At 64.1% G+C, this 20631-nt stretch carries 19 protein-coding genes; 12 read left to right on the forward strand and 7 right to left on the reverse strand.

Going from position 1 to position 20631, the window contains the following annotated elements:
* Window positions 1-9: 9 nt before the first annotated feature.
* Window positions 10-906 carry a LysR family transcriptional regulator gene (locus ACFO0A_RS10945; RefSeq protein WP_379539040.1) on the reverse strand — a complete coding sequence of 299 codons (897 nt, stop codon included), beginning with the start codon at window positions 904-906 and terminating at the stop codon, window positions 10-12.
* Window positions 907-997: 91 nt separating this feature from the next.
* Between ACFO0A_RS10945 and ACFO0A_RS10950 the strand changes: the two genes are divergently transcribed.
* From ACFO0A_RS10950 to mmsB, 6 genes are all read left to right on the forward strand, one after another.
* Entirely contained in the window at window positions 998-2497 is a 1500-nt protein-coding gene (locus ACFO0A_RS10950; RefSeq protein ID WP_379539041.1) for a CoA-acylating methylmalonate-semialdehyde dehydrogenase, read from the forward strand.
* Window positions 2498-2587: 90 nt separating this feature from the next.
* Complete coding sequence (locus tag ACFO0A_RS10955; RefSeq protein ID WP_379539042.1) at window positions 2588-3121, forward strand: hypothetical protein; 534 nt, start codon at window positions 2588-2590, stop codon at window positions 3119-3121.
* A gap of 63 nt (window positions 3122-3184) precedes the next feature.
* Entirely contained in the window at window positions 3185-4330 is a 1146-nt protein-coding gene (locus ACFO0A_RS10960) for an acyl-CoA dehydrogenase family protein (RefSeq protein ID WP_379539043.1), read from the forward strand.
* On the forward strand, window positions 4327-5385 hold the full coding sequence (locus ACFO0A_RS10965) for an enoyl-CoA hydratase/isomerase family protein (RefSeq protein ID WP_379539044.1): 1059 nt from the start codon (window positions 4327-4329) through the stop codon (window positions 5383-5385). The genes ACFO0A_RS10960 and ACFO0A_RS10965 overlap by 4 nt, the downstream gene beginning before the upstream one ends.
* Window positions 5382-6158, forward strand: coding sequence for an enoyl-CoA hydratase-related protein (locus ACFO0A_RS10970; protein ID WP_379539045.1), 777 nt, complete (start codon window positions 5382-5384; stop codon window positions 6156-6158). Before ACFO0A_RS10965 ends, ACFO0A_RS10970 begins: the two co-directional genes overlap by 4 nt.
* Complete coding sequence (gene mmsB, locus ACFO0A_RS10975) at window positions 6103-7032, forward strand: 3-hydroxyisobutyrate dehydrogenase (RefSeq protein WP_379539650.1); 930 nt, start codon at window positions 6103-6105, stop codon at window positions 7030-7032. Before ACFO0A_RS10970 ends, mmsB begins: the two co-directional genes overlap by 56 nt.
* Window positions 7033-7264: 232 nt before the next feature.
* Here the strand turns inward: mmsB and ACFO0A_RS10980 are convergent, their stop codons facing one another.
* Complete coding sequence (locus ACFO0A_RS10980; RefSeq protein WP_379539046.1) at window positions 7265-9820, reverse strand: TonB-dependent receptor; 2556 nt, start codon at window positions 9818-9820, stop codon at window positions 7265-7267.
* Window positions 9821-10106: 286 nt separating this feature from the next.
* On the opposite strand from ACFO0A_RS10980, the gene ACFO0A_RS10985 reads away from it, so the two are divergent.
* From ACFO0A_RS10985 to ACFO0A_RS11010, 6 genes are all read left to right on the forward strand, one after another.
* Window positions 10107-10865 carry an SDR family oxidoreductase gene (locus tag ACFO0A_RS10985; protein ID WP_379539047.1) on the forward strand — a complete coding sequence of 253 codons (759 nt, stop codon included), beginning with the start codon at window positions 10107-10109 and terminating at the stop codon, window positions 10863-10865.
* A complete protein-coding gene (locus ACFO0A_RS10990) occupies window positions 10846-12129 on the forward strand; it encodes a spinster family MFS transporter (RefSeq protein WP_379539048.1) in 1284 nt (427 codons plus the stop codon). The genes ACFO0A_RS10985 and ACFO0A_RS10990 overlap by 20 nt, the downstream gene beginning before the upstream one ends.
* 118 nt (window positions 12130-12247) lie before the next feature.
* Window positions 12248-13012 carry an SDR family NAD(P)-dependent oxidoreductase gene (locus tag ACFO0A_RS10995; RefSeq protein ID WP_379539049.1) on the forward strand — a complete coding sequence of 255 codons (765 nt, stop codon included), beginning with the start codon at window positions 12248-12250 and terminating at the stop codon, window positions 13010-13012.
* A gap of 32 nt (window positions 13013-13044) precedes the next feature.
* Window positions 13045-14016, forward strand: a complete 972-nt coding sequence (locus ACFO0A_RS11000) for a thiamine pyrophosphate-dependent dehydrogenase E1 component subunit alpha (RefSeq protein WP_379539050.1) — start codon at window positions 13045-13047, stop codon at window positions 14014-14016.
* Window positions 14016-15002, forward strand: coding sequence for an alpha-ketoacid dehydrogenase subunit beta (locus tag ACFO0A_RS11005; protein ID WP_379539051.1), 987 nt, complete (start codon window positions 14016-14018; stop codon window positions 15000-15002). The genes ACFO0A_RS11000 and ACFO0A_RS11005 overlap by 1 nt, the downstream gene beginning before the upstream one ends.
* Before the next feature lie 4 nt (window positions 15003-15006).
* Window positions 15007-15237: a biotin/lipoyl-containing protein gene (locus ACFO0A_RS11010; protein WP_379539052.1), complete on the forward strand. Its 231-nt coding sequence runs from the start codon at window positions 15007-15009 to the stop codon at window positions 15235-15237.
* A gap of 61 nt (window positions 15238-15298) precedes the next feature.
* Here the strand turns inward: ACFO0A_RS11010 and ACFO0A_RS11015 are convergent, their stop codons facing one another.
* The 5 genes from ACFO0A_RS11015 to ACFO0A_RS11035 form a co-directional block, all read right to left on the reverse strand.
* Window positions 15299-16216, reverse strand: a complete 918-nt coding sequence (locus ACFO0A_RS11015) for an SDR family oxidoreductase (RefSeq protein ID WP_379539053.1) — start codon at window positions 16214-16216, stop codon at window positions 15299-15301.
* Window positions 16213-17655 (reverse strand): aromatic ring-hydroxylating oxygenase subunit alpha, encoded by a 1443-nt coding sequence (locus ACFO0A_RS11020; protein WP_379539054.1) that lies wholly within the window; start codon window positions 17653-17655, stop codon window positions 16213-16215. The genes ACFO0A_RS11015 and ACFO0A_RS11020 overlap by 4 nt, the downstream gene beginning before the upstream one ends.
* Window positions 17656-17779: 124 nt before the next feature.
* A complete protein-coding gene (locus tag ACFO0A_RS11025) occupies window positions 17780-18589 on the reverse strand; it encodes a helix-turn-helix transcriptional regulator (protein ID WP_379539055.1) in 810 nt (269 codons plus the stop codon).
* A gap of 84 nt (window positions 18590-18673) precedes the next feature.
* Entirely contained in the window at window positions 18674-19882 is a 1209-nt protein-coding gene (locus tag ACFO0A_RS11030) for an acyl-CoA dehydrogenase family protein (RefSeq protein WP_379539056.1), read from the reverse strand.
* A 3-nt stretch (window positions 19883-19885) separates the two neighbouring features.
* Window positions 19886-20629 carry a ThuA domain-containing protein gene (locus ACFO0A_RS11035; protein WP_379539057.1) on the reverse strand — a complete coding sequence of 248 codons (744 nt, stop codon included), beginning with the start codon at window positions 20627-20629 and terminating at the stop codon, window positions 19886-19888.
* Between the last annotated feature and the right edge of the window lie 2 nt (window positions 20630-20631).

A 20631-nucleotide genomic window follows, 5' to 3' on the forward strand; every position in this document is an offset into this window, starting at 1 on the left:
CCCGCTCGCTCATCCCGGCGGCAGCAATGCCGTGCGATGACGGTGTACCGCTTCGTCCAGCCACTGCTTGAACGCCCTAACCCGGGCCAACTGGTGCGTGTCCTTGTGCGTCACCAGCCAGAACGAGCGCATGATCCGCTGGTCGCGCAGCACCGGCACAACGCCCGGCTCCGCTTCGCCGATGAAGCAGGGCAGAACTCCTATCCCCGCCCCCGACGCGATCAGCCTGTGCTGGGCGATGATGCTCGAGCTGCGGATGTCGGCGTGCAGGCCGGGCTCCAGTTCGGCAAGATAGCGCAGTTCCGGCGCATAGAGCAGATCGGGGATGTAGCCGACCAATCGATGCCCGACGCCGAGGTCTGCCGCGCACGTCGGCGTTCCGTGACGCAGCAGGTAGTCGGGAGAGGCGTAAAGCCGCAACGCGTAGTCCGACAGTTTTCCCGCGATGACCGGCCCGGCGCGAGGGCGCGACAGGACGACCGCCAGATCGGCCTCGCGCTTCGACGGACTGAGGAACCCGCTGCTGGCCACGAGATCCAGGGTTATGCGAGGATGCGCGGCAACGAATTCGTGCACGTGGCGCGCCACGAACCAGGTGCCGAAACCTTCCGACAGACTCACCCGCAAAACCCCCGACGGCCCGCCAGCGGTGGCCGCCCCTTCGGCGATCCGGCCCGCTGCGACTTCCATCGCCTCGACTTCCGCCAACATCGCCTCGCCCGCCTCGGTCAGGACCTGGCCCTGGCGGGTCTGTTCGAACAGCGTCTGACCCAGGCGAGCCTCGAGCCGCCGCAGCCGCCGGCCCATGGTGGTGGCATCAACGCCCGTCGCGGCGGCGGCGCGCGCCAGTTGGCCGGCGCGGGCAATCGCGAGGAAGACTTGGAAGTCGCTCCATTCAGGCTGCATAATTGCAGGTCATAGCCGCAAACTCTCCGGTTGTCTGCAATCGTTGCGAGGTGCACGGTGACCGCAAGAACACGATCTTGAGAGGAATATCATGCGTCAGATCGATCATCTCATCGCCGGTGGCGGTGCGACTTCAGGCGGTCGGATGTCCGACATCTTCGATCCCAACAACGGCGGCGTCCAGGCCCGCGTCGCGCTTGGCGATGCTGCAGTCCTCGACCGCGCCGTGGCGGCGGCTCAGGCCGCGCAACCGGGTTGGGCGATGACCAACCCGCAGCGCCGCGCCCGCGTGATGTTCGAGTTCAAGCGCCTCGTCGAAGCGAATATCGACAGCCTCGCCGAGCTGCTCAGCTCCGAACACGGCAAGGTGATCGCCGACAGCAAGGGCGACATCCAGCGCGGCCTGGAAGTGATCGAGTTCTGCTGCGGCATTCCGCACGTCCTCAAGGGCGAGTACACCCAGGGCGCTGGCCCGGGCATCGACGTCTATTCGATGCGCCAGCCGATCGGCATCGGCGCAGGGATCACCCCGTTCAATTTCCCCGCGATGATCCCTCTGTGGATGTCGGGCGTGGCCATCGCCACCGGCAACGCCTTCATCATCAAACCCAGCGAGCGCGACCCCTCGGTCCCCGTCCGGCTGGCCGAACTGTTCCTCGAGGCGGGCCTGCCCGAAGGCATCTGCCAGGTCGTCAACGGCGACAAGGAAATGGTCGACGCCATCCTCGACCATCCCGCGATCGGCGCGATCAGCTTCGTCGGCAGTTCGGACATCGCGCATTACGTTTACAATCGGGGCGTGGCCGCCGGTAAGCGCGTCCAGGCGATGGGCGGGGCGAAGAACCACGGCATCGTGATGCCCGACGCCGATCTCGACCAGGTGGTCAACGATCTGGCCGGCGCGGCCTTCGGTTCGGCGGGTGAGCGCTGCATGGCGCTTCCCGTCGTGGTGCCGGTCGGCGACGACACCGCCGAGCGGCTGAAGGCCAAGCTGATCCCCGCGATCGAAGCGCTGCGCGTCGGTATCTCGACCGACAGCGAAGCGCATTACGGTCCCGTCGTCACCGCGGCGCACAAGGCGAAGGTCGAAGGCTGGATCCAGAAGTGCGCCGACGAGGGCGGCGAGATCATCGTCGACGGCCGCGGGTTCAGCCTCCAGGGCCACGAGGAAGGTTTCTTCATCGGCCCCACCCTGATCGACCACGTGACCCCAGACATGGAGAGCTACCGCGAGGAGATCTTCGGTCCGGTGCTGCAGATGGTTCGCGCGCCCGATTTCGAAACGGCGCTGTCGCTGCCAAGCAAGCACCAGTACGGCAACGGTGTGGCGATCTTCACCCGCAATGGCCACGCCGCGCGCGAATTCGCCGCCCGGGTCAACGTCGGCATGGTCGGAATCAACGTGCCGATCCCGGTGCCGGTCGCCTATCATACCTTCGGCGGCTGGAAGCGCTCTGCCTTCGGCGACACCAACCAGCACGGCATGGAAGGCGTGAAGTTCTGGACCAAGGTCAAGACCGTCACCGCCCGCTGGCCCGACGGCGGCGTGGGCGATGGCGCCAACGCCTTCGTCATTCCCACGATGGGGTGAAGCCGGGGTTCGGAACGGCATCGATGTGCCGGGGGTTGTCAGCGCATGGCAACCCCGCCAGCCCCTTCATCTCGTCAAAGGAAAATTCGCATGAACCGTGCCGCTCTGTCCGCCGCCGTTGCAACGTTCGCGCTGATGGCCTGCTCTCAGCAGCCGGTGACGCCCGCTGCGTCCGAAACGGGCGCGGCCGAAGCGGAAACGTCATCTACGGCCAGCGCTCCGGCAGCCGAAGCGACGACCAATGCGGAAGTTTCACCGGTGCCAAGTCCGCCGGCCCCGTCGCCCGAGGCAACTGGCAGTCCGGCAGCGCAGACTATTCCGGTGGCCCTGCAGGGCCGTTGGGGCCTGGTCCCGGCGGATTGCACCTCGACCCGCGGCGACGCCAAGGGTCTCCTGACAATCGACGCCACCACGCTGAAGTTCTACGAATCGCGCGGCACGATCGGCGCGATCAAGGAACGTTCGGACACCCGCCTGCGCGCGGGGATTTCCTTTACCGGCGAAGGCATGAACTGGACCCGGGACGAAGTGCTCGACGTGCAGGACGGCGGCAAGACCCTGATCCGCCGCGAATACGGCCAGGACGCCGCGCCGGGGCCCTTCAAGTACAAGAAGTGCGTCTGACTTGACTCGATCCGGTCGGCCAGCTTCGGCTGGCTGCACCGACACCATCACGAACGGGGACCGATGACCGACCAGTTCAGCCTGACCGAAGACCAGCTGGCGATCCAGGAAATGGCAAGGCGCTTCACTGCCGACGCCATCACACCGTTTGCCGCGAAATGGGACGAGGATCACGAGTTTCCCCGCGCCACGATCAAGTCTGCCGCAGAGCTCGGCTTCGCCGCGATCTATGTTTCCGAGGAAAGCGGCGGGATTGGCCTGGGTCGGCTGGAAGCCGCGCTGATCATGGAAGCGATGGCCTATGGCTGCCCCGCGACGAGCGCATTCATCTCGATCCACAACATGGCGAGCTGGATGATCGACGCGTTCGGCGGGGAAGCGGTCAAGGCAAAGTACCTCCCCGACCTGGTGACGATGGAGAAGATGGCAGGCTACTGCCTGACCGAGCCGGGCAGCGGGTCCGACGCCGCGGCGTTGCGCACCGCCGCGCGGCTCGACGGCGATCACTACGTCGTCAACGGAACCAAGCAGTTCATCTCGGGCGGCGGCGTCAACGACGTCTACGTGACGATGGTGCGCACCGGGCAGGACGGCCCCAAGGGCATCTCGACCCTGGTGATCGAAAAGGACATGGCCGGCGTCAGCTTCGGCGCGCCCGAACGAAAGCTGGGCTGGAATGCCAGCCCGACCGCACAGGTGATTTTCGACAATGTGCGCGTTCCGGTGGAGAATCGTGTGGGTGCTGAGGGCGACGGCTTTCGCTTCGCGATGATGGGCCTCGACGGCGGTCGGCTGAACATCGGCGCCTGCTCGCTCGGCGGTGCCCAGCGCTGCCTCGACGAAGCGGTTCGCTACACCAAGGAACGCCAGCAGTTCGGCCAGCCGGTCGCCGAATTCCAGAACACGCAGTTCACCCTCGCCGACATGGCCACCGATCTCGAATCGGCGCGGGCGCTGCTCTACATGGCCGCAGCCAAGGTCTCCGCGAATGCGCCCGACAAGTCGCGCTTTTCGGCAATGGCCAAGCGGCTCGCCACCGATAACGGCAGTTCGATCGTCGACCGCGCGCTGCAGCTCCACGGCGGTTACGGCTATCTCAAGGACTATCCGATCGAACGCTTCTGGCGCGATCTGCGGGTCCATTCCATTCTCGAAGGGACAAACCAGGTAATGCGGATGATCGTGGGCCGGGACCTGCTGCGCCAATGACCGCGCAGCCAACCCAGGACGTCCTTGTCCGCCGCCAGGACGCGGCCGGTTTCCTGTCGCTCAATCGCCCCAAGGCGATCCATGCGCTGACCCTCGACATGGTCCATGCGATGACCGCCGCTTTGCTCGAATGGCGCGACGATCCGGCGGTCGAGGTCGTGATCATCGACCATGCCGAAGGACGCGGGTTCTGCGCCGGCGGCGACATCGCCTTCCTGCGCAATTCGGCGCTGAACGACGGCGGCGTTTCCGGGCGCAAGTTCTTCCACGACGAGTACCAGCTCAACCACCTCATCTTCACTTACCCCAAGCCGGTGGTCGCGTTCATGGACGGGATCACCATGGGTGGCGGCGTGGGCATTTCCCAGCCAGCCAAGTTCCGCGTCGCGACCGAGAACACGCGGCTCGCCATGCCCGAAACCGGCATCGGCCTGTTTCCCGACGTTGGGGGCGGCTGGTACCTGTCGCATCTCAAGGGAAGGATCGGCCAATTTTTGGCGCTAACCGGTGCGCGGCTCGACGGAGCCGAATGCCTCTGGGCCGGGCTGGCCACGCATTACCTGTCGAGCGAGGGTTTGGCGCAGGCCAAGGCGCGCATCGCCTCCGACCCGCATCACTGCCCACAGATTCTCGGCGAACTGGCAACGATCCCCACCCCGGCGCGGATCGCCGCCAATTCCGAAGCGATAGACCGGCTGTTCGCCTCTGATCGCTACGAGGACATTCTCGCCGCGCTTCGTGCCGATGGCGGCGAATGGGCGGAGAAGGAGCTTGCGGCGCTAGCGACCAAGAGCCCGCAGACCTGCAAGGTTGCGCTGCGCCAACTCGCCCTGGGCAAGCATTGCGCCGATTTCGGCGCGAACATGACGATGGAATACCGGATCGCCAGCCGTGTCCTGCTCCGTCCCGACTTCACCGAAGGCGTGCGCGCGGTGATCGTGGACAAGGACAATGCCCCGCAGTGGAACCCCGCGGCGCCCGAGGACGTGACCGAGAGCCTGCTCGACGCGATTTTCGCGCCCCTGCCCGCCAACGAGGAATGGAAGCCCCTATGAGTTTCGAGACGATCCTGGTCGAACAGCGCGGCGCGGTGACGCTGATCACGCTCAATCGCCCGCAGGCGCTCAACGCGCTCAACAGCCAGGTCCTCACCGACCTCATCCAGGCATTCGCCGCATTCGATGCCGACCCGTCGCAGCGTTGCGCGGTGCTGACCGGAAGCGGTGAAAAGGCGTTTGCCGCCGGCGCAGACATCAAGGAAATGCAGCCGCAAAGCTTCGGCGACATGTACGGCAGCAACTTCTTCGCCGGATACGATCGCATCACCGCAACGCGCAAGCCGTGGATCGCGGCGGTTGCCGGCTTCGCGCTGGGCGGCGGCTGCGAGCTGGCAATGATGGCCGACCTCATCATCGCCGGCGACAATGCCAAATTCGGGCAGCCGGAGATCAAACTTGGCGTTTCGCCGGGCATGGGCGGCTCGCAGCGCCTGACCCGCGCGATCGGCAAGGCGAAGTCGATGGAAATGTGCCTGACCGGGCGGATGATGGGGGCTGCCGAAGCCGAGACATCGGGCCTTGTCGCGCGCGTCGTTCCCGCAGCGGAACTCCTCGATGCAGCGCTGAAGCTGGCGAACGAGATTGCCGCAATGCCGCCGCTGGCCGCGATCGCGGTAAAGGAACAGGTCAACGCCGCCTACGAAATGACATTGCAGCAAGGCGTATTGTTCGAGCGTCGCGTCTTCCACTCGCTGTTCGGGAGCGAGGACCAGACTGAGGGCATGGCCGCCTTCGTCGAGAAGCGCCCGGGCAACTGGACGGGAAAGTAAGCACATGAAAATCGCATTCATCGGTCTCGGCAACATGGGCGGCGGCATGGCCGCCAACCTGGTCAAGGCGGGTCACGAGGTCCGCGCCTTCGATCTCAGCGCAGAGGCGCTGGCCCGGGCGAAGGAGAATGGAGCGCAGACCTTCACCGCAGCCGGCGATACGCTGGACGGCGTGGACGCGGTCGTGACGATGCTGCCCAACGGCAAGATCGTCGATGACCTCTACACCGGCGACGTGATCGGCAAGGCCCCCGCTGGCGCGCTGCTGCTCGACTGCTCGACGATCGACGTGGCGACGGCGCGCAAGGTTGCCGATGCGGCCGAGAAGGCCGGTTACCCCATGGTCGACGCGCCCGTTTCCGGCGGGATCGCGGCGGCAAATGGCGGAACGTTGACTTTCATGGTCGGCGGCAGCGACGAGGCCTTCGCCCGTGCCGAGCCGATCCTGTCGGCGATGGGCAAGGCAGTTATCCATGCGGGCGGCGCGGGCGCCGGGCAGGCCGCGAAGATCTGCAACAACCTAATCCTCGGATCGACGATGATCGCCACTTGTGAGGCGTTCAACCTGGCACAGAAGCTGGGCCTCGACCCGCAGGTGTTCTTCGACATCTCGTCCAAGGCGTCGGGTCAGTCCTGGTCGATGACGAGCTACTGCCCGCTTCCGGGCGTCGGCCCGCAGACCCCTGCCGACAACGACTATCAGGGCGGTTTTGCCGCTGGCCTGATGCTCAAGGACCTCAAACTTGCGCTTGCCGCCGCGCAAAGCGCAGGAGCCGACGTACCGATGGGAGCGCGTGCCGAGGAACTGTACGACGAATTCGCCAAGGCGGGTAACGCCGGGCTCGATTTCTCGGCGATCATTCGCACGCTCTGACACGCATAAAAAAGGCCCCCGCCCGGTGACGGACGGGGGCTTTAAGTTGCGGCAGTTTGCACCACCGCTAGGGTCGCTAGATTCTGATACCGGGGAACATCCCACCGCGCTGTGACCGCAGGCACATGCGCGCCGCCGCGCTGCTTTTTCCCGTTGCCCGCATGAAAAAGGACCGCGGCGCTTGGGTCGCCGCGGTCCTCCATTGCCGGATAACCGGCCTTTCGTTCTGCAATCAGAACTTCATGCTGGCTTCGACGAAAATCTGGCGACCACGGTTCTGGGTCAGGATCTGGTCGTCGCCCACCGGCACGCCATAGGGATTTGCCGGCGCCAGGAAGGGACGGCCACCCGAGGTGTTGGTGTAGAGCTTGTCGGCCAAGTTCACCCCGACAACGGCCACCCGCCAGCGATCGTCGCGCTGCCCGAAGGACACACGCGCGTCGAAGGTCGTCCACGACTTCTGGACGTAGTCGCTCAACGTGCTGTTATTGGTGAAGTACTTGCCCGAATAGGTCATGTTCCCGCTCAGCCCCAGCGACAGATCTTCGCCGACGGGAGCGGTCCAGTCGAAGCCGACGTTGCCGGAAAGGTTGGGCGCGCGCGCGACCTTCCGGCCGTTGAGGTTGATGTCGTCGGCCGTGCCTGACTTGCCGTCGGGACCCGGGTTGAAGAAGTCCTTGGTGAACTTGCCGTTGAGGAACGAGAGGTTCGTCGACAGGTTCAGGCCTTCAAGAGGCGTGCGCCAGCGCATTTCGAGATCGACGCCCTTGGTGGTGACTTCGCCCGCGTTCTGCGTCACGAACTGAACGGTCGTGGCGTTAAACGACTGCACCTGCAGGTCCTTGAACACATAGTAATAGGCGGTGCCGTTCAAGGTCAGCGTGCGCCCGGCAAATTCGGACTTGAAGCCGATCTCACCGCCCTTGGCCTTCTCCGACTTAAAGACGAGGCTGCGCGCGGTGGCCGCCTGGACCAGCGGGTCCGGGCTGGCAAAACCGAGCAGCGAGTTGCTGGGAAGCGCGCTGTTGTCAACGCCGCCCGACTTGTAGCCGGTCTTGACCGACGCGAAGACGTTGATCGTCGGCGTGACCTTGTACTTGACCGTCGCTTCGGGCGAGAAGTTCGTGTCGTGAAACTCGATCGGGCCCGAGAAGAACCCGCTCTTCACGAACGCACCCGCCGACAGGATCGAATGGACGTAGGGAATGCTGATCGTGTTGGTCTTGTCTTCCTTCGTGTAGCGGACGCCGCCCGATATTTCGAGCTGGTCGGTCGGCGTGAAGGTCAGGCTGCCGAACGCTGAATAAGCGTCGGTCTTGGTCACCTGGATCTTGCGATAGTCGAACGTGTATCCGGTGACCGGATCGGGCGCGATGAGCGAGATATTCACCGCCTGCTGCGCGGTGTTGAAGACGAACCGGCGATTTTCGTAGAATGCGCCGACAAGGAAGTTGATTGGCCCGTCGAAGTTGCTCGCGAGCCGCAGTTCCTGTGTGTACTGGCGCAGCTTGTTCACGGGATCGCTGGTTCCTACCCCGCCCGGGACGCCGGGCCCGTTGATGGCAGCGAGCGCGGGTGCGAAGGCCGAAAGCGGCCGGCCCAGAAGATTGCCGACCGGCGAGAAGGCGGGCCCGATGCCACCGTACGAATAGTTGTCGACGTCGATCGCGTTGAGATCGACGAAGCCCGAAATCGACGTCAGCTTGATCGTATCCGACATGTCGAGGTCGAAGCGCATGCGGGCGAAGTACAGGTCCGTCTCGCCGAAGGGCACGCCGTTGTAGCCCTGCGCGCGCGAGAAATTGGGCACGGACTTGGCCAGCGCCGGGTTCGTGTCGGTCAGGTAGTAACGGCCGTTGTTCGTCTTGCAGTCGTACCCGGCGGGAAACGCAACCGCCCCCTGAAGAAGATATATCTCGTCGGCCCGGCCATTGGCGCCGCAGTAGATATCCGACTGGGCGATCGCGCCATCGTTTTCCGTGTGAACGTACTGGACCTTGAGGTTCGCGGTGAACCTGTCCTGCGGCTGCCAGTTGAGGGTCAGGCGCCCGACGATATCCTTCAGCGTGCGCGGGTTTTTCACCGCGGGTGTGCCGACCTGAAGACGCTGGAAGCGATCGATGTCGGTGTATTGCGCGGCAAGCCGGATCCCGAGATCATCGCCAAGCGGGCCGGAGACATAGCCGCCGACGACCTTGCCCTTCTCCTCGAATTCGTACGATGCCTTTGCAGCTGCTTCCCAGGTCCGGGTCGGCTCGGCGGATTTCAGCGACAGCACGCCGGCCGTCGCGCTCTTGCCGAAATAGAGGGACTGTGGGCCCTTGAGAACTTCGACCTGGCCCACGTCGAAGAAGCCGGCCTGCACCAGCCGCATCGTGCTGATCTGCACACCGTCGAAGTCGAACGCGACCGCCGAGTCGAAGGCGGCCGAGATGTTAGATGAGCCTACGCCGCGAAGTGACAGTTGGCCGCCCGAGCCGGATCCGCCGATCTGGACGTTGAGGGTGGGGACGCGGCTGGCGACGTCTTCGACGTGGTTGACGTGATAGTCGTCGAGAGTCTTGCGATCGACGACCGAGACGGTGACAGGCACTTCCTGAAGGGTTTCGTTCGCCTTGCGCGCGGTAACGATGATCTCGTTGCCCAGCGGCGCTGCCGCTTCAGAGGCTTGCGGCTCTGTCTGAGCGAATGCCGCATGCGGGACCGCTAAGGCGATTGTCGCCGCCGATGCCAGCATGCCGGTACGATAGAAAGCCGCCTTGCGGCCATTGATTGCCGAACGCATCATCGCTGCCCTCCCCATTTCCGTCGCCGAAGCCTGTCGCTTCGCTGTCAACGCGGCGCCGCGGATTCCGCCGATGCCTATTGCACTTTCTACGCGCCGCCTTGTCCGCGCACAATCTAGCAAAACCATTAGGAACACTGGACACCCGCCCTTCGCGGTTTGAGCGCGGGGTGGATGAGGCCGTCTGACCTCCCACCCGATCCCCTCCCCCAAGGTAAGCGCTTTTGACGGTATTGGCCCGTGTCCCCAACCGCTACGGTGCCGCGCATAACAACAAGTGGAGCGTAGGATGACTGGACGGGTAGCGGGCAAGGTCGCGCTAGTGACGGGCGGCGCCATGGGACTTGGCAAGGCCGATTGCGAGCGTCTTGCCGAAGAAGGCGCGAAGGTTGTCCTTACCGATATCGATCTATCGAAAGCACAGGCGGTCGCCGACAGCATCGGCGGAACCGCGCTGGCGCAGGACGTCCGCGACGAGCAGCGGTGGAAGGAAGCCATTGCCGAGGTGGAGCGGCTCCATGGCCGGCTCGACATTCTCGTCAACAACGCCGGCAACGTGATCTTCGAATCGATCGAGGACTGCTCGGCCGAGAATTTCCGCCTTCAGATGGCGATCCACGTCGAAGGCACGTTCTTCGGCTGCAAGTATGCGCTGCCGCTGATGATCAAATCGGGCGGCGGGTCGATCATCAACATGGCCTCCACCGCCTCGCTGATGGGTTACGGAACAATCGTCGCCTACTCGGCCGCGAAGGGCGCTATCCGCTCGATGACCAAATCGATCGCCATGCATTGCCAGGACAAGGGCTACGGCATCCGCTGCAACGCACTCATGCCGGGCGGCATCGAGACGCCGATGGTCCAGGCGATTTCAGGACGCGCGGGACAGGAACAGCCCGTCCCGTCCGGCGCGCTGCCCGCCGATGCACTGGGCGCCCCGCGCGATGTCGCCAACATGGTGCTCTACCTCGCGTCCGATGAAGCGCGCTTTCTGACCGGAATGGAAATACCGATCGACAACGGACTCTATGCGCGCCCCCACCACTGAGCCTGGCACTGACGGCGTCTATCGCTGGTACGTTCTCGGAGTCCTGACTCTCACCAGCCTGTTCAGCGTGGCGGACAGGCTGGTGCTGTCGATCCTGCTGGAGGACATAAAGGCCGAGTTCGTCCTGACCGACGGCGAGCTGGGCTTGCTGACCGGCGCCGCGTTCTCGCTGCTCTACATCACCTTCGGCTTCCCCTTCGCGCGCCTCGCCGACCGGGCGACGCGGCGCACGATCGTCGCCGCCTCGCTCTCGGTGTGGAGCCTGATGACGATGCTGTGTGGGGCGGCCGTCGGTTTCGTGTCGTTGTTCGCCGCGCGAATGGGGGTGGGGATCGGAGAGGCTGGCAGCGGGCCCGCCGGGCAATCGCTGCTGGCCGACTATTTTCGCCGCGACCAGCTTGCCCGCGCGATGGGCTTCCTGACACTGGGGGCGACCCTGGGAACGGCAGCGGGACTGGTCGCGGGCGGCATGCTCGCCGAACGGTTCGGCTGGCGCATGGCCTTCGTGCTGCTCGGCATGCCGGGTATCCTCCTCGGCATACTGATCTACACCACGATTCGCGAACCCGAGCGCGGCCGCTACGCGCTTGGCGGCGCCGCCGAGGCGGTCCAGCGCCCGCTGGGCGAGACGATTCGCAAGCTCCTGCGCAACCGCGTGTACGTCGGACTTGTCGCGGGATTCTCGGTCCAGATCATGATCGGCTACGCGATCGCGATCTGGATGGCGCCGATCATGCTGCGAGGCTTCGGGGTGTCGATCGGAATGGTGGGCCTGTTCCTGGGGCTGGCCTTTGTCGTTGGGGGAATTCCCGGCCCGATCATCGGCGGGTATCTTACCGACTGGCTGGTGAAGCGCGACGAACGCTGGCGCGCCTGGCTGCCCGGGCTGGCAAGCACCGCCTGCCTCATTCCGTTGGCGATGGGCCTGATGGCGGGCGGCTTTGGCGCGTTCCTGGCGCTGTTTGCATTCAGCTATGGCGTGTTCCTGTTAAGCCAGGCGCCGATCCTGTCGCTGCTGCAGACATCGCTGGACGCGAGCGAGCGCGCGTTCGGCGTCGCGATGGCGCTGTTCTTCAACAACCTCGTCGGACAGGCGTTCAGCGCAGGGCTCATCGGCTGGTTGAGCGATCGCTGGACCCCGCAGTTCGGGCCCGACGCGCTCAAGGCCGCTGTCTTTGCCGTGTGCGCGCTCGGCGGTCTCGGTTCGCTGGCGATCTTTGCCTGGACGGCGCAGCAGATGAAGCGAGCGGCAACCGTACCCTGACGAAATCTCCAGATCGGAGCCACAATTCTAACGCGGCTCTTACTTTTGGTGATTATTATGCCATACGCATTCCCCTAACCGGTATTGGACCGCGTAAACCAACAGAGGAGCATGGGCGATGGATCTGGGACTTTCCGGCAAAAAGGTGATCATGAACGGGGGCGCGCACGGCCTCGGACTCGCCTCGCTCAAGCACTTTGCAGCCGAAGGAGCCGACGTCGCCTTCTTCAGCCGCAAGGAAGACAAGATCGAGGCCGCCAAGAAGGCGATCTCCGAAGCCGGTTCGGGCAAGGTCCACGGTGAAGTCTTCGACATGGCCAGCGGGCACGACGCGTACAAGGACTGGCTCGCCAAGGCGGCCGATACGCTCGGCGGCTGCGACATCTTCGTCCACATGGCCAGTTCCTCGGGTACTGGCGGAACCGGCGACTGGCAGAAGGGCCTGGACATGGACATCATGGGCGCCGCGCTTGCGGTCGAGGTCCTCACCCCCAGGCTCGCCGAAAGCGGCACAGGATCGATCGTCTTCATGTCGTCGACCGCGGCGTTCGAGACGTTCATCGCGCCGCAGCCGTTCAACGCGCTGAAGGCCGCGCTCATCACCTATGGTTCGCAGTTGAGCCAGGCGCTCGCCGCGCAGAAGATCCGCGTGAACACCGTCTCCCCCGGCGCCATCTATTATGAGGGCGGCAACTGGGAGACGATCAAGCAGCACATGCCCGCGCTGTACGAGGCGACCCTCGCGAAGATGCCGATGGGCCGCTACGGCGAGCCCGACGAGGTCGCCAAGGCAGTGGTCTTCGTAGCCAGCCCCGCCTGCCCCTACATGACCGGGGCCAACCTGGTGATCGACGGCGGCTTTACCCAGCGCGTCCAGTTCTGATCACCCAGCAAGCCAAGCGAGAGAAACCGCCCATGTCCCAGATCGACCGCGACAAGCTGCTCGACATCTATACCCGAACGATGAAGGTCAACCGCACGGACGAGAAGTTCCGCTCGCTCCTGATGGGCGGCAAGGTGGCCGTCATGTATTACTGCGTGCGGGGACAGGAACTTGTCTCCGCTGCAATGATGGCCGCGCTTGAAGAGGACGACTATGTCGTCTGCACTTATCGTGGACAGGGCGAGCAGACCGCCAAGGGCATCCCGATCGAGAAGTGGTGGGCCGAATGCCTGGGCCGGGTTACCGGCACCTGCAAGGGCAAGGGCGGAACGATGCATATCACCGATCCGGACAAGGGGATCATGGTGACGACGGGTGTCGTCGGTTCCGGCCTTCCGATCGCCAACGGCCTCGCCATGGCGAGCCAGAACAACGGCGACGGAAAGGTCACCGTGGTCAGCTTCGGCGACGGAGCCAGCAACATCGGTGGCTTCCACGAAGCGATGAACATGGCCCAGCTCTACAAGCTGCCGGTCGTTTTCCTGTGCCAGAACAACCGCTACGGCGAACATACCGCCTTCGCCGACCATACCGACAGCAAGTCGATCGCCCAGCGCGCCGAGGGCTACGGCATGAAGGGCGTGACGGTCGACGGCAACGACGTCGAAGCGATGTACGGTGCGGCGCGCGACGCTGTCGAACGCGCCCGCGCCGGCGAGGGGCCGACCCTGATCGAGGCCATGTGCTATCGCATGATGGGCCACTTCTTCGGTGCCGACTTCTCGTACATGCCGCCTGAGCATATCGCGGAGATGAACCGCGAGGATCCGCTGCCCAAGCTGCGGAAGGTGATGCTGGATCGCCAGTTCACCGAGGAAGAACTCGACCGGATCGTCGCCGAGATCGACGCCGAGATCGACGCGGCCGTGGAGAAGGCGCTCGCCGCGCCTCCCCCCGGTCCGGAGGAACTGAAAATCGACGTGTTCGAGGAGGAGATGGCCTGATGGGCGCGATCACAATGACCCAGGCCCTCAATTCGGCCATTGACGAAGCGATGGCCGAGGATGCGGGCGTGTTCTGCCTTGGCGAGGATGTCTCGGCCAAGCAGGGCGGAGGCGTGTTCAAGATTACCGCCGGCCTTAGCGAGAAATACGGCATGAACCGGGTCCGCGCGACGCCGATTTCGGAAACCGCGATCATCGGTGCGGCAGTCGGCGCGGCGCTGGCCGGCCAGCGCCCCATCGCCGAAATCATGCTGATGAACTTCGTCGGCGTGTGCATGGACCAGATCGTCAATCACGCGGCAAAGCTTCGCTTCATGTCCGGCGGCCAGACCAATTGCCCGCTGGTCATCCGCACCACCACCGGCGTCGGTGTGGGCTTTGGCGGCCAGCACTCCGACATGCTCGAGGCGTGGTTCGCCCACGTAGCGGGGATCAAGGTCGTCACGCCGTCGAATGCTGCCGACGCGAAAGGGCTGATGCGCGCCTCGATCGACTGCAACGATCCGGTGATCTTCATCGAGAACATCCTTTGCTATGGCCTGAAGTCAGAGGACCCGGGTCCGGGCTATCGGGTGCCGCTCGGCAAGGCGGCGATCGCCCGCGAAGGCACGGACCTTTCGCTCATCACCTATGGCCGCACAGTGCTCGACGCGCTCGCGGTCGCCGAAGACCTTGCCAAGGAAGGCGTGTCGGTCGAAGTGGTCGATCTTCGCACTATCGCTCCGTTCGACGAAGAGACGGTGCTCGCTTCGGTCCGCAAGACCGGGCGCGCGATCACCCTGCACGAAGCGGTCCGCCCCTTCGGCACGGGAGCGGAAATCGCCTCGATCATTCAGGAAAAGGCTTGGGACAACCTCAAGGGACCGGTGCTGCGGATCGGCGGAACCTTCTCGCCCGTCCCCTTCGCCTCGTCGCTGGAGCAGGCGTGGATCCCCACGAAGCCGCAGATCGTCGAGGCGATCAAGGCCAGCGTTGGAAAGGGCTGAACCGATGGCGACCGAGATCCGCATCCCCAAGTTGGGGATGAGCATCACCGAGATGACGTTGGTCGAATGGATGTTCGGCGACGGCGATCAGGTGAACGTCGGCGACGTGATCTACACCGTCGAGACGGACAAGAGCACGAACGAGGTCGAGGCGCAGGACGCGGGGATCATTCACCCGACCGGCACCGAAGGCGAAGTCTATCAGGTCGGCGACCTGATCGGTACGATCGACTGACTTGAATCGGAGAGGGTGATCGGCTCGCCTCACGGGGCGAGCCGGCCACCTCTCTTCGATATCAAATGGGGCTGTTCCAGTCCCAGCGCTTGAGCCACTCGCGCATCGGCGTCGGCTCCACCCCGAACATCTTGCGGGTCCCGTCCGGATCGATGATCAGCGGCGAAACCGCCTGCTCGTTGTAGTAGCGGTAGAACTTGGCCATTCCATCATAGATGCTGAAGGGCTCGACCTCGCGCGATCCCGTGACCAGTTCGCTCATCCGCGCGGCGAATTCGTCGGGCGAAAGGCTCTGGAAACGGACTTCCTTCCCCGTGACTTCGCTGAGCCGCTCGGCAACCTCGTCGCCCACGAGCACCTCAGGGCCGCCCACGGGAACGTGACTGCCGTCCGCCGCATCGGTCTGGAGGGCGGCGGCCATGCATTCGGCCACGTCGTCCAGGCAAACCCAGCTGATCTTCAGCGTGGGGGACGAGGAATAGGCGAAGATTCCGCGATTGACGATCGAGGGCTTGGCCCAGGGCCTGATGATGTTGTCCATGAAGACGACCGGCTCGATGAAGACACACGGGATGCCGGTGTCTTCCAGCGACTTTTCGATGTCGCGCCGCCCATCGTGTGCCGACAGGTCGAGGTCGTGGTCGGCGATGAAGCAACTCGTGTTGAAGACGATCTTCTGGAGCCCGGCATCGGCCGCTCCTGCGGCGATGTTGCGCCCGAATTCGGCAGCGCGAGCGCGGTCGAACTCGAACGGCAGATGCATCGCGAGAGCGTCATGGCCGGCAAATGCGCGTTCAAGCGTGCCGGCATCCATGATGTCGGCTTCCAGCGCAGGAAGGTGCGCCACCGGCGTCCCTTCGAGCGCATCCTTTCGGCGTACCCCGGCCGATACGGAGAAGCCGCGCTTCTCGAGCGACCTGACCAGCGGAATGCCCTGGTCCGCCGAAGCGCCCAGGACGATGACCTTACCACTAGTCACGCTGACGAAGCCTGCGCCGCCGGTGCGGGCAGTTCGCCGTCGATGAACTTCATCAAGGTCTGCTGGAAATGGCGCACGCGGCTGTCTTGATAGGCGCCAAGCTCCATCAGCCGGTTGCGCGAGGCCTTCATGCCGGTCTGGACGTGCGGCAGGTTGGCCATGTCCTGATCGAACACGCCCGCCAGCGCCTCGCCCATGATGTTGTTGGCCCACGAGAACGGCTGATCATCGGGGATGAAAGTGCGCTCCACGGCACGCGGGCGCTTCTGACCCTTTGGCACGGGCGCGAGAAGGCGGATCTCCATGACGCAGGAATCGGCCGTTTCGCCCGGCAGCCAGCGATAGACGAGGTTCGGCACGTATCCGCCCCACGGCGCGAAGTTGGGGAAGATGTTGTAGGTGAAGTTGTCCAGCATCTCCGCGTCGGACTTGTCCGAATAGTCGTGCCCGTCGTTTGCCGAAAATCCCTGGCGGTTTGCCTCGGCCAGCATCTTGCGGGCATAAAGCGGGTCTGCCGGATCGAACTGCGCACCCTTTGCGTCCGCACTGAAGCGGCGATTGGTATCGGCATCGCTGCCGCCCGAAAATTCGGCCATCTTGTCGATGACGTACTGCTGGTCCTTGCCCGTCATGTGGGGTGAAAGGACGCCCGAGGGCGTGATCGCGCGGTTGAAGAAGTCGCCGTAAAGGTCGTAGCGCGTGTTGGCGTCACCCAGGAAGGGCAAAAGCTGCGGGTGCGTGGTGACCGAATGCCACGCCTCCATGAAGGCTTCCGCGGTGGCCTTCCAGTTCGCCGGGATACGCTTGGCGACCCACATCGCGGTATAGCGCTTGTCGAGTTCGTAGTTCTCGTACTGCTTGAGCACCGGGCCGACCCAGTCGGTGAATTCGGGCAGATCGGCGTTTTCCGTGATCATCACGAAGCCCTGCCACAGGTTGACCCGGGCTTCGGGAAGGCTGAGATCCTTGCCCTCGAGGTGCTTGAAGTCCCACGCGCAGGGAATTTCCTTCAGCGAACCGTCGTTGCGCCAGGTGAAGCCGTGGAAGGGACAACGCAGTTGGGTCGTGTTTCCGGCCTTTGTGCGCAGCTTGCGGCCGCGGTGGAGACAGGCGTTGTAGAATGCGCGGATCGACCCGTCGGCCTGCCGGACGAGCAGGAACGAGCTGTCGTTGATCTCGAACACCACGGTGTCGCCGGTATCGGGCAACTCCTCTTCACGCGCCGCGAACAGCCAGACGTTGGGCCACATCCGCTCGCGCTCGAGCTTTGCGAACTCTTCGCTGATGTATGGCTCGACGCTGATCGGCTCGTTCGTCATCTCGATGTTCGATTCCTCGAACAGGAAATCGGGCACCGGACGCGTATCCGCCTCGAGCATGTCCGTGTAGCTGATCCCAGGGCAGCGTTCGCCCGCGGTAATCGTGGTGTTCTGATTCACCGGTATAAGCCCTCTTCCAATATGCGCGATCGGCCAGTGATGGCCTAGCGAACTGCCGCCGTATCCTAGTGCATCTGCGAGGGCGGCCGGTCAGCGGCGACCGTGGCCGTTCGCACGTTTGTTCCTAGCTGCTCGAACCCAGGTAGCCGAGCTGGCCGGCCTTGAAGATCGTCTGGGCGCGGTTCACCGAGTCGAGTTTCTCGCCCGCGCGGTGGATATGATACCGGATCGTGGCGTGGCTGCGACCAAGGATCATGCTGATCTCCTTGTCGGTCTTGCCGATCGCCGCCCACCGCAGGCATTCCACCTCTCGCTTCGACAGCACACAGTTCGAGGGTATCCTACGCTTGGTGCGGTTGGCCTGCACGTATCCCGCAATGAACCGGCGCATGACCATGCCCAGAAGGTCGCCGTAGAGGGCGAATTCCTGCGACAGGTCCTCCTTGTCTCGCTCGAACGGGATGTAGCTGTTGGCCGAGATCTGGCCGAACGGAAGGTGGACCGGAATCACGATCGCGGCGTTGCACAGCGCGCGCTTCTTGAAGTCGTGCAGCTCCATCTCGTCGAGATAGGAATTGCGCCAGCGGGTGAAGTAACCGTGGCGATTCACCCAGAAGGGTTCGCTTTCGTAGCGGCAGGCGCGCGGCAACGGCGAGCGAAGCGCCAGGCGATGGTCTTCCCACCAGCGCTTGCCGTCCTCGATCCAGCCAAACACGTCAGCATTGATGATCGTGCCATCGGCGTCGACCATCGGCTCCTTCGAGGAGATGTCGTCGCAGGTGCAGACCTGCAAACCGCGTTCGGCCGCAATGGTGCTGAGCGCGACCGCCGCGTCGTGGATATCCTCGACACAGCGGACGGTGACCTGCTCCAGCAGGTCCTCGATGCGCAATTGGCTCCTCTGCGCGCGAAGTTCTATTACGCTTCCCGTCATGCCCCCGTTATCCGGGAAGCAGACCAATTATGCAAGGGGTGGCAAAAAACGCATTTCGCCCGCCCCGATCCGAAGGTCGGGGAGCTAAAGTCCCAGGACTGATTTGGCGATGATGTTCTTCTGGACCTCGTTCGAACCGCCAAAAATCGTGGCCGCACGATTATTCAGATAGCGTCCCAAGGCGACTTGCGCACCCGCGCTTCCAACGGGTTCCGGGGCATCATTGCCATAGAGCGGACGCTCGAGCGGCAGTTGCAACGCGTCGTATCCGTAGAGTTCGAGCCGAAGCGTATCGACCGCCTGCCCCAGATTCGAGCCCAGAAGTTTCGCCAGCGAAGTCTGCGGCCCCGGAGCTCGTCCCTTGGCCAGGTCGGCAAGGATGCGAAGCTCGGTGAACTCGAGGGCTTCGGCTTCGAGTCGCGTGCGAGCGAGGCGGTCGCGAAAACGAGGATCGTGGGCCAGCGCACCGTTGACGCCCGAAGGTGCCTCCTGCGCCAAGCGACCGATTTCGTCCAGGCTGCGCAGCAGGCGCGGAGCATAGCACGACCCGCCGCGCTCGTTCTCCAGCAGGAACTTGGCGATGGTCCAGCCCTGCCCTTCTTCGCCGATGCGGTTTTCCGCTCCGGTGCGCGCGTCCGTCAGAAAGACCTGATTGACCTCGTGATCGCCCGACATCGACATGATCGGCGCCACTTCGATCCCCGGCTGGTCCATCGGGACGAGCAGGAAGCTGATGCCACGCTGCGGCTTCACGTCGGGATCGGTGCGTACCAGCGCGAACATCCAGTCGGCGTGATGCGCGTGGGTGGTCCAGATTTTGGATCCGTTGATTACGTATTCATCGCCCTCGCGCCGCGCCCGCGTCTTGAGCGAGGCAAGGTCGGACCCGCTGCCGGGTTCGGAGTAACCTTGGCACCAGTAGACGTCGCCCGACAGGATTCCCGGCAGGAAACGCTTTTTCTGCTCGGGCGTGCCGAATGCGCAGATGACCGGCCCAACCAGCCGCAATCCCAGGATCGATAGCGAAGGCGCCCCCGCCAGGCCGCATTCCTGCTCGAAAATGAAGCGCTGCGTCGGCGTCCAGCCGGTGCCACCGTCTTCCTTCGGCCAATGCGGCGCGACCCAGCCCCGGGCGGCGAGCGTCCGGTGCCATTCCAGACCGATGTCGGGCTCAACGAACACGCCGGGTGTGCGCCGCGCCCCGACGCGCAGGCGATCCGGCAGGTTCTGGGCGAGAAATTCGCGGACTTCGTCGCGGAACGCCAAGTCCTCGCGCGTGAATTCCATGTCCATCGGTCAGAGCCCTTCGCGCATCGCCCACGAAATCCCGCGCCGAAGCAACTCGTAGTAGACGCCGTAATTCCACGAGCAGCGTTCCGGATTGGGGTAGAAATCCACCATGCCGGGAAGATCGTAATGACCACGGCAGTGGCCCAGCGCGTTGTAAGAGACCATGCCTTCACCGATCGCGCGGGTGTAGACGATGGGGACCGCGGTGGGTTCCCACTGTTCGGCCATGAAGCCTGTCGCCTCGCCTTCGAAGCGGGTCTGCATCAGGGTGTCGATCTCGGCCGAAGTATTTGACAGGTAGAGCTCGTCGATAACCTCGAAGTCCTCGATCCCGCGCGTCAGCTCGTGATCGTGGTTCACCACCTCGACCTTGAATTGACCGATGGGCGGATGCGCCTTGAACTGCGTGCCCAGCATTTCCATCACGTCCGGGCGCAGGTCCGGGGTGTCGACCTTACCGCTTTCGGTGAAGACGAGAATGGAATTGGTCCCGTGCAGCGCCAGCCACTTGCCGCCCCGTTCCAGCCAGGAACGGATCGCCTTGGCTTCGGCCTCAGTGGGCATCATGTCACAGGTGTAGGTGATGAGGAACCGGCAGGCCTCCAGCCGCTCGACATCGCTGTAGTCGCACGCAACGGTCGTCCGGATCTGAGGATGTTCGGCCAGCAGCTTGAGCACCTCGAGCCGGGCGAAATCGATGTCGTGGTACTTGCCCGCCGCAACGAAGTGGGCGTCGATCCGGTCACTCATAA

Source organism: Novosphingobium tardum, from assembly GCF_042652045.1.
Lineage (GTDB): Bacteria > Pseudomonadota > Alphaproteobacteria > Sphingomonadales > Sphingomonadaceae > Novosphingobium > Novosphingobium tardum.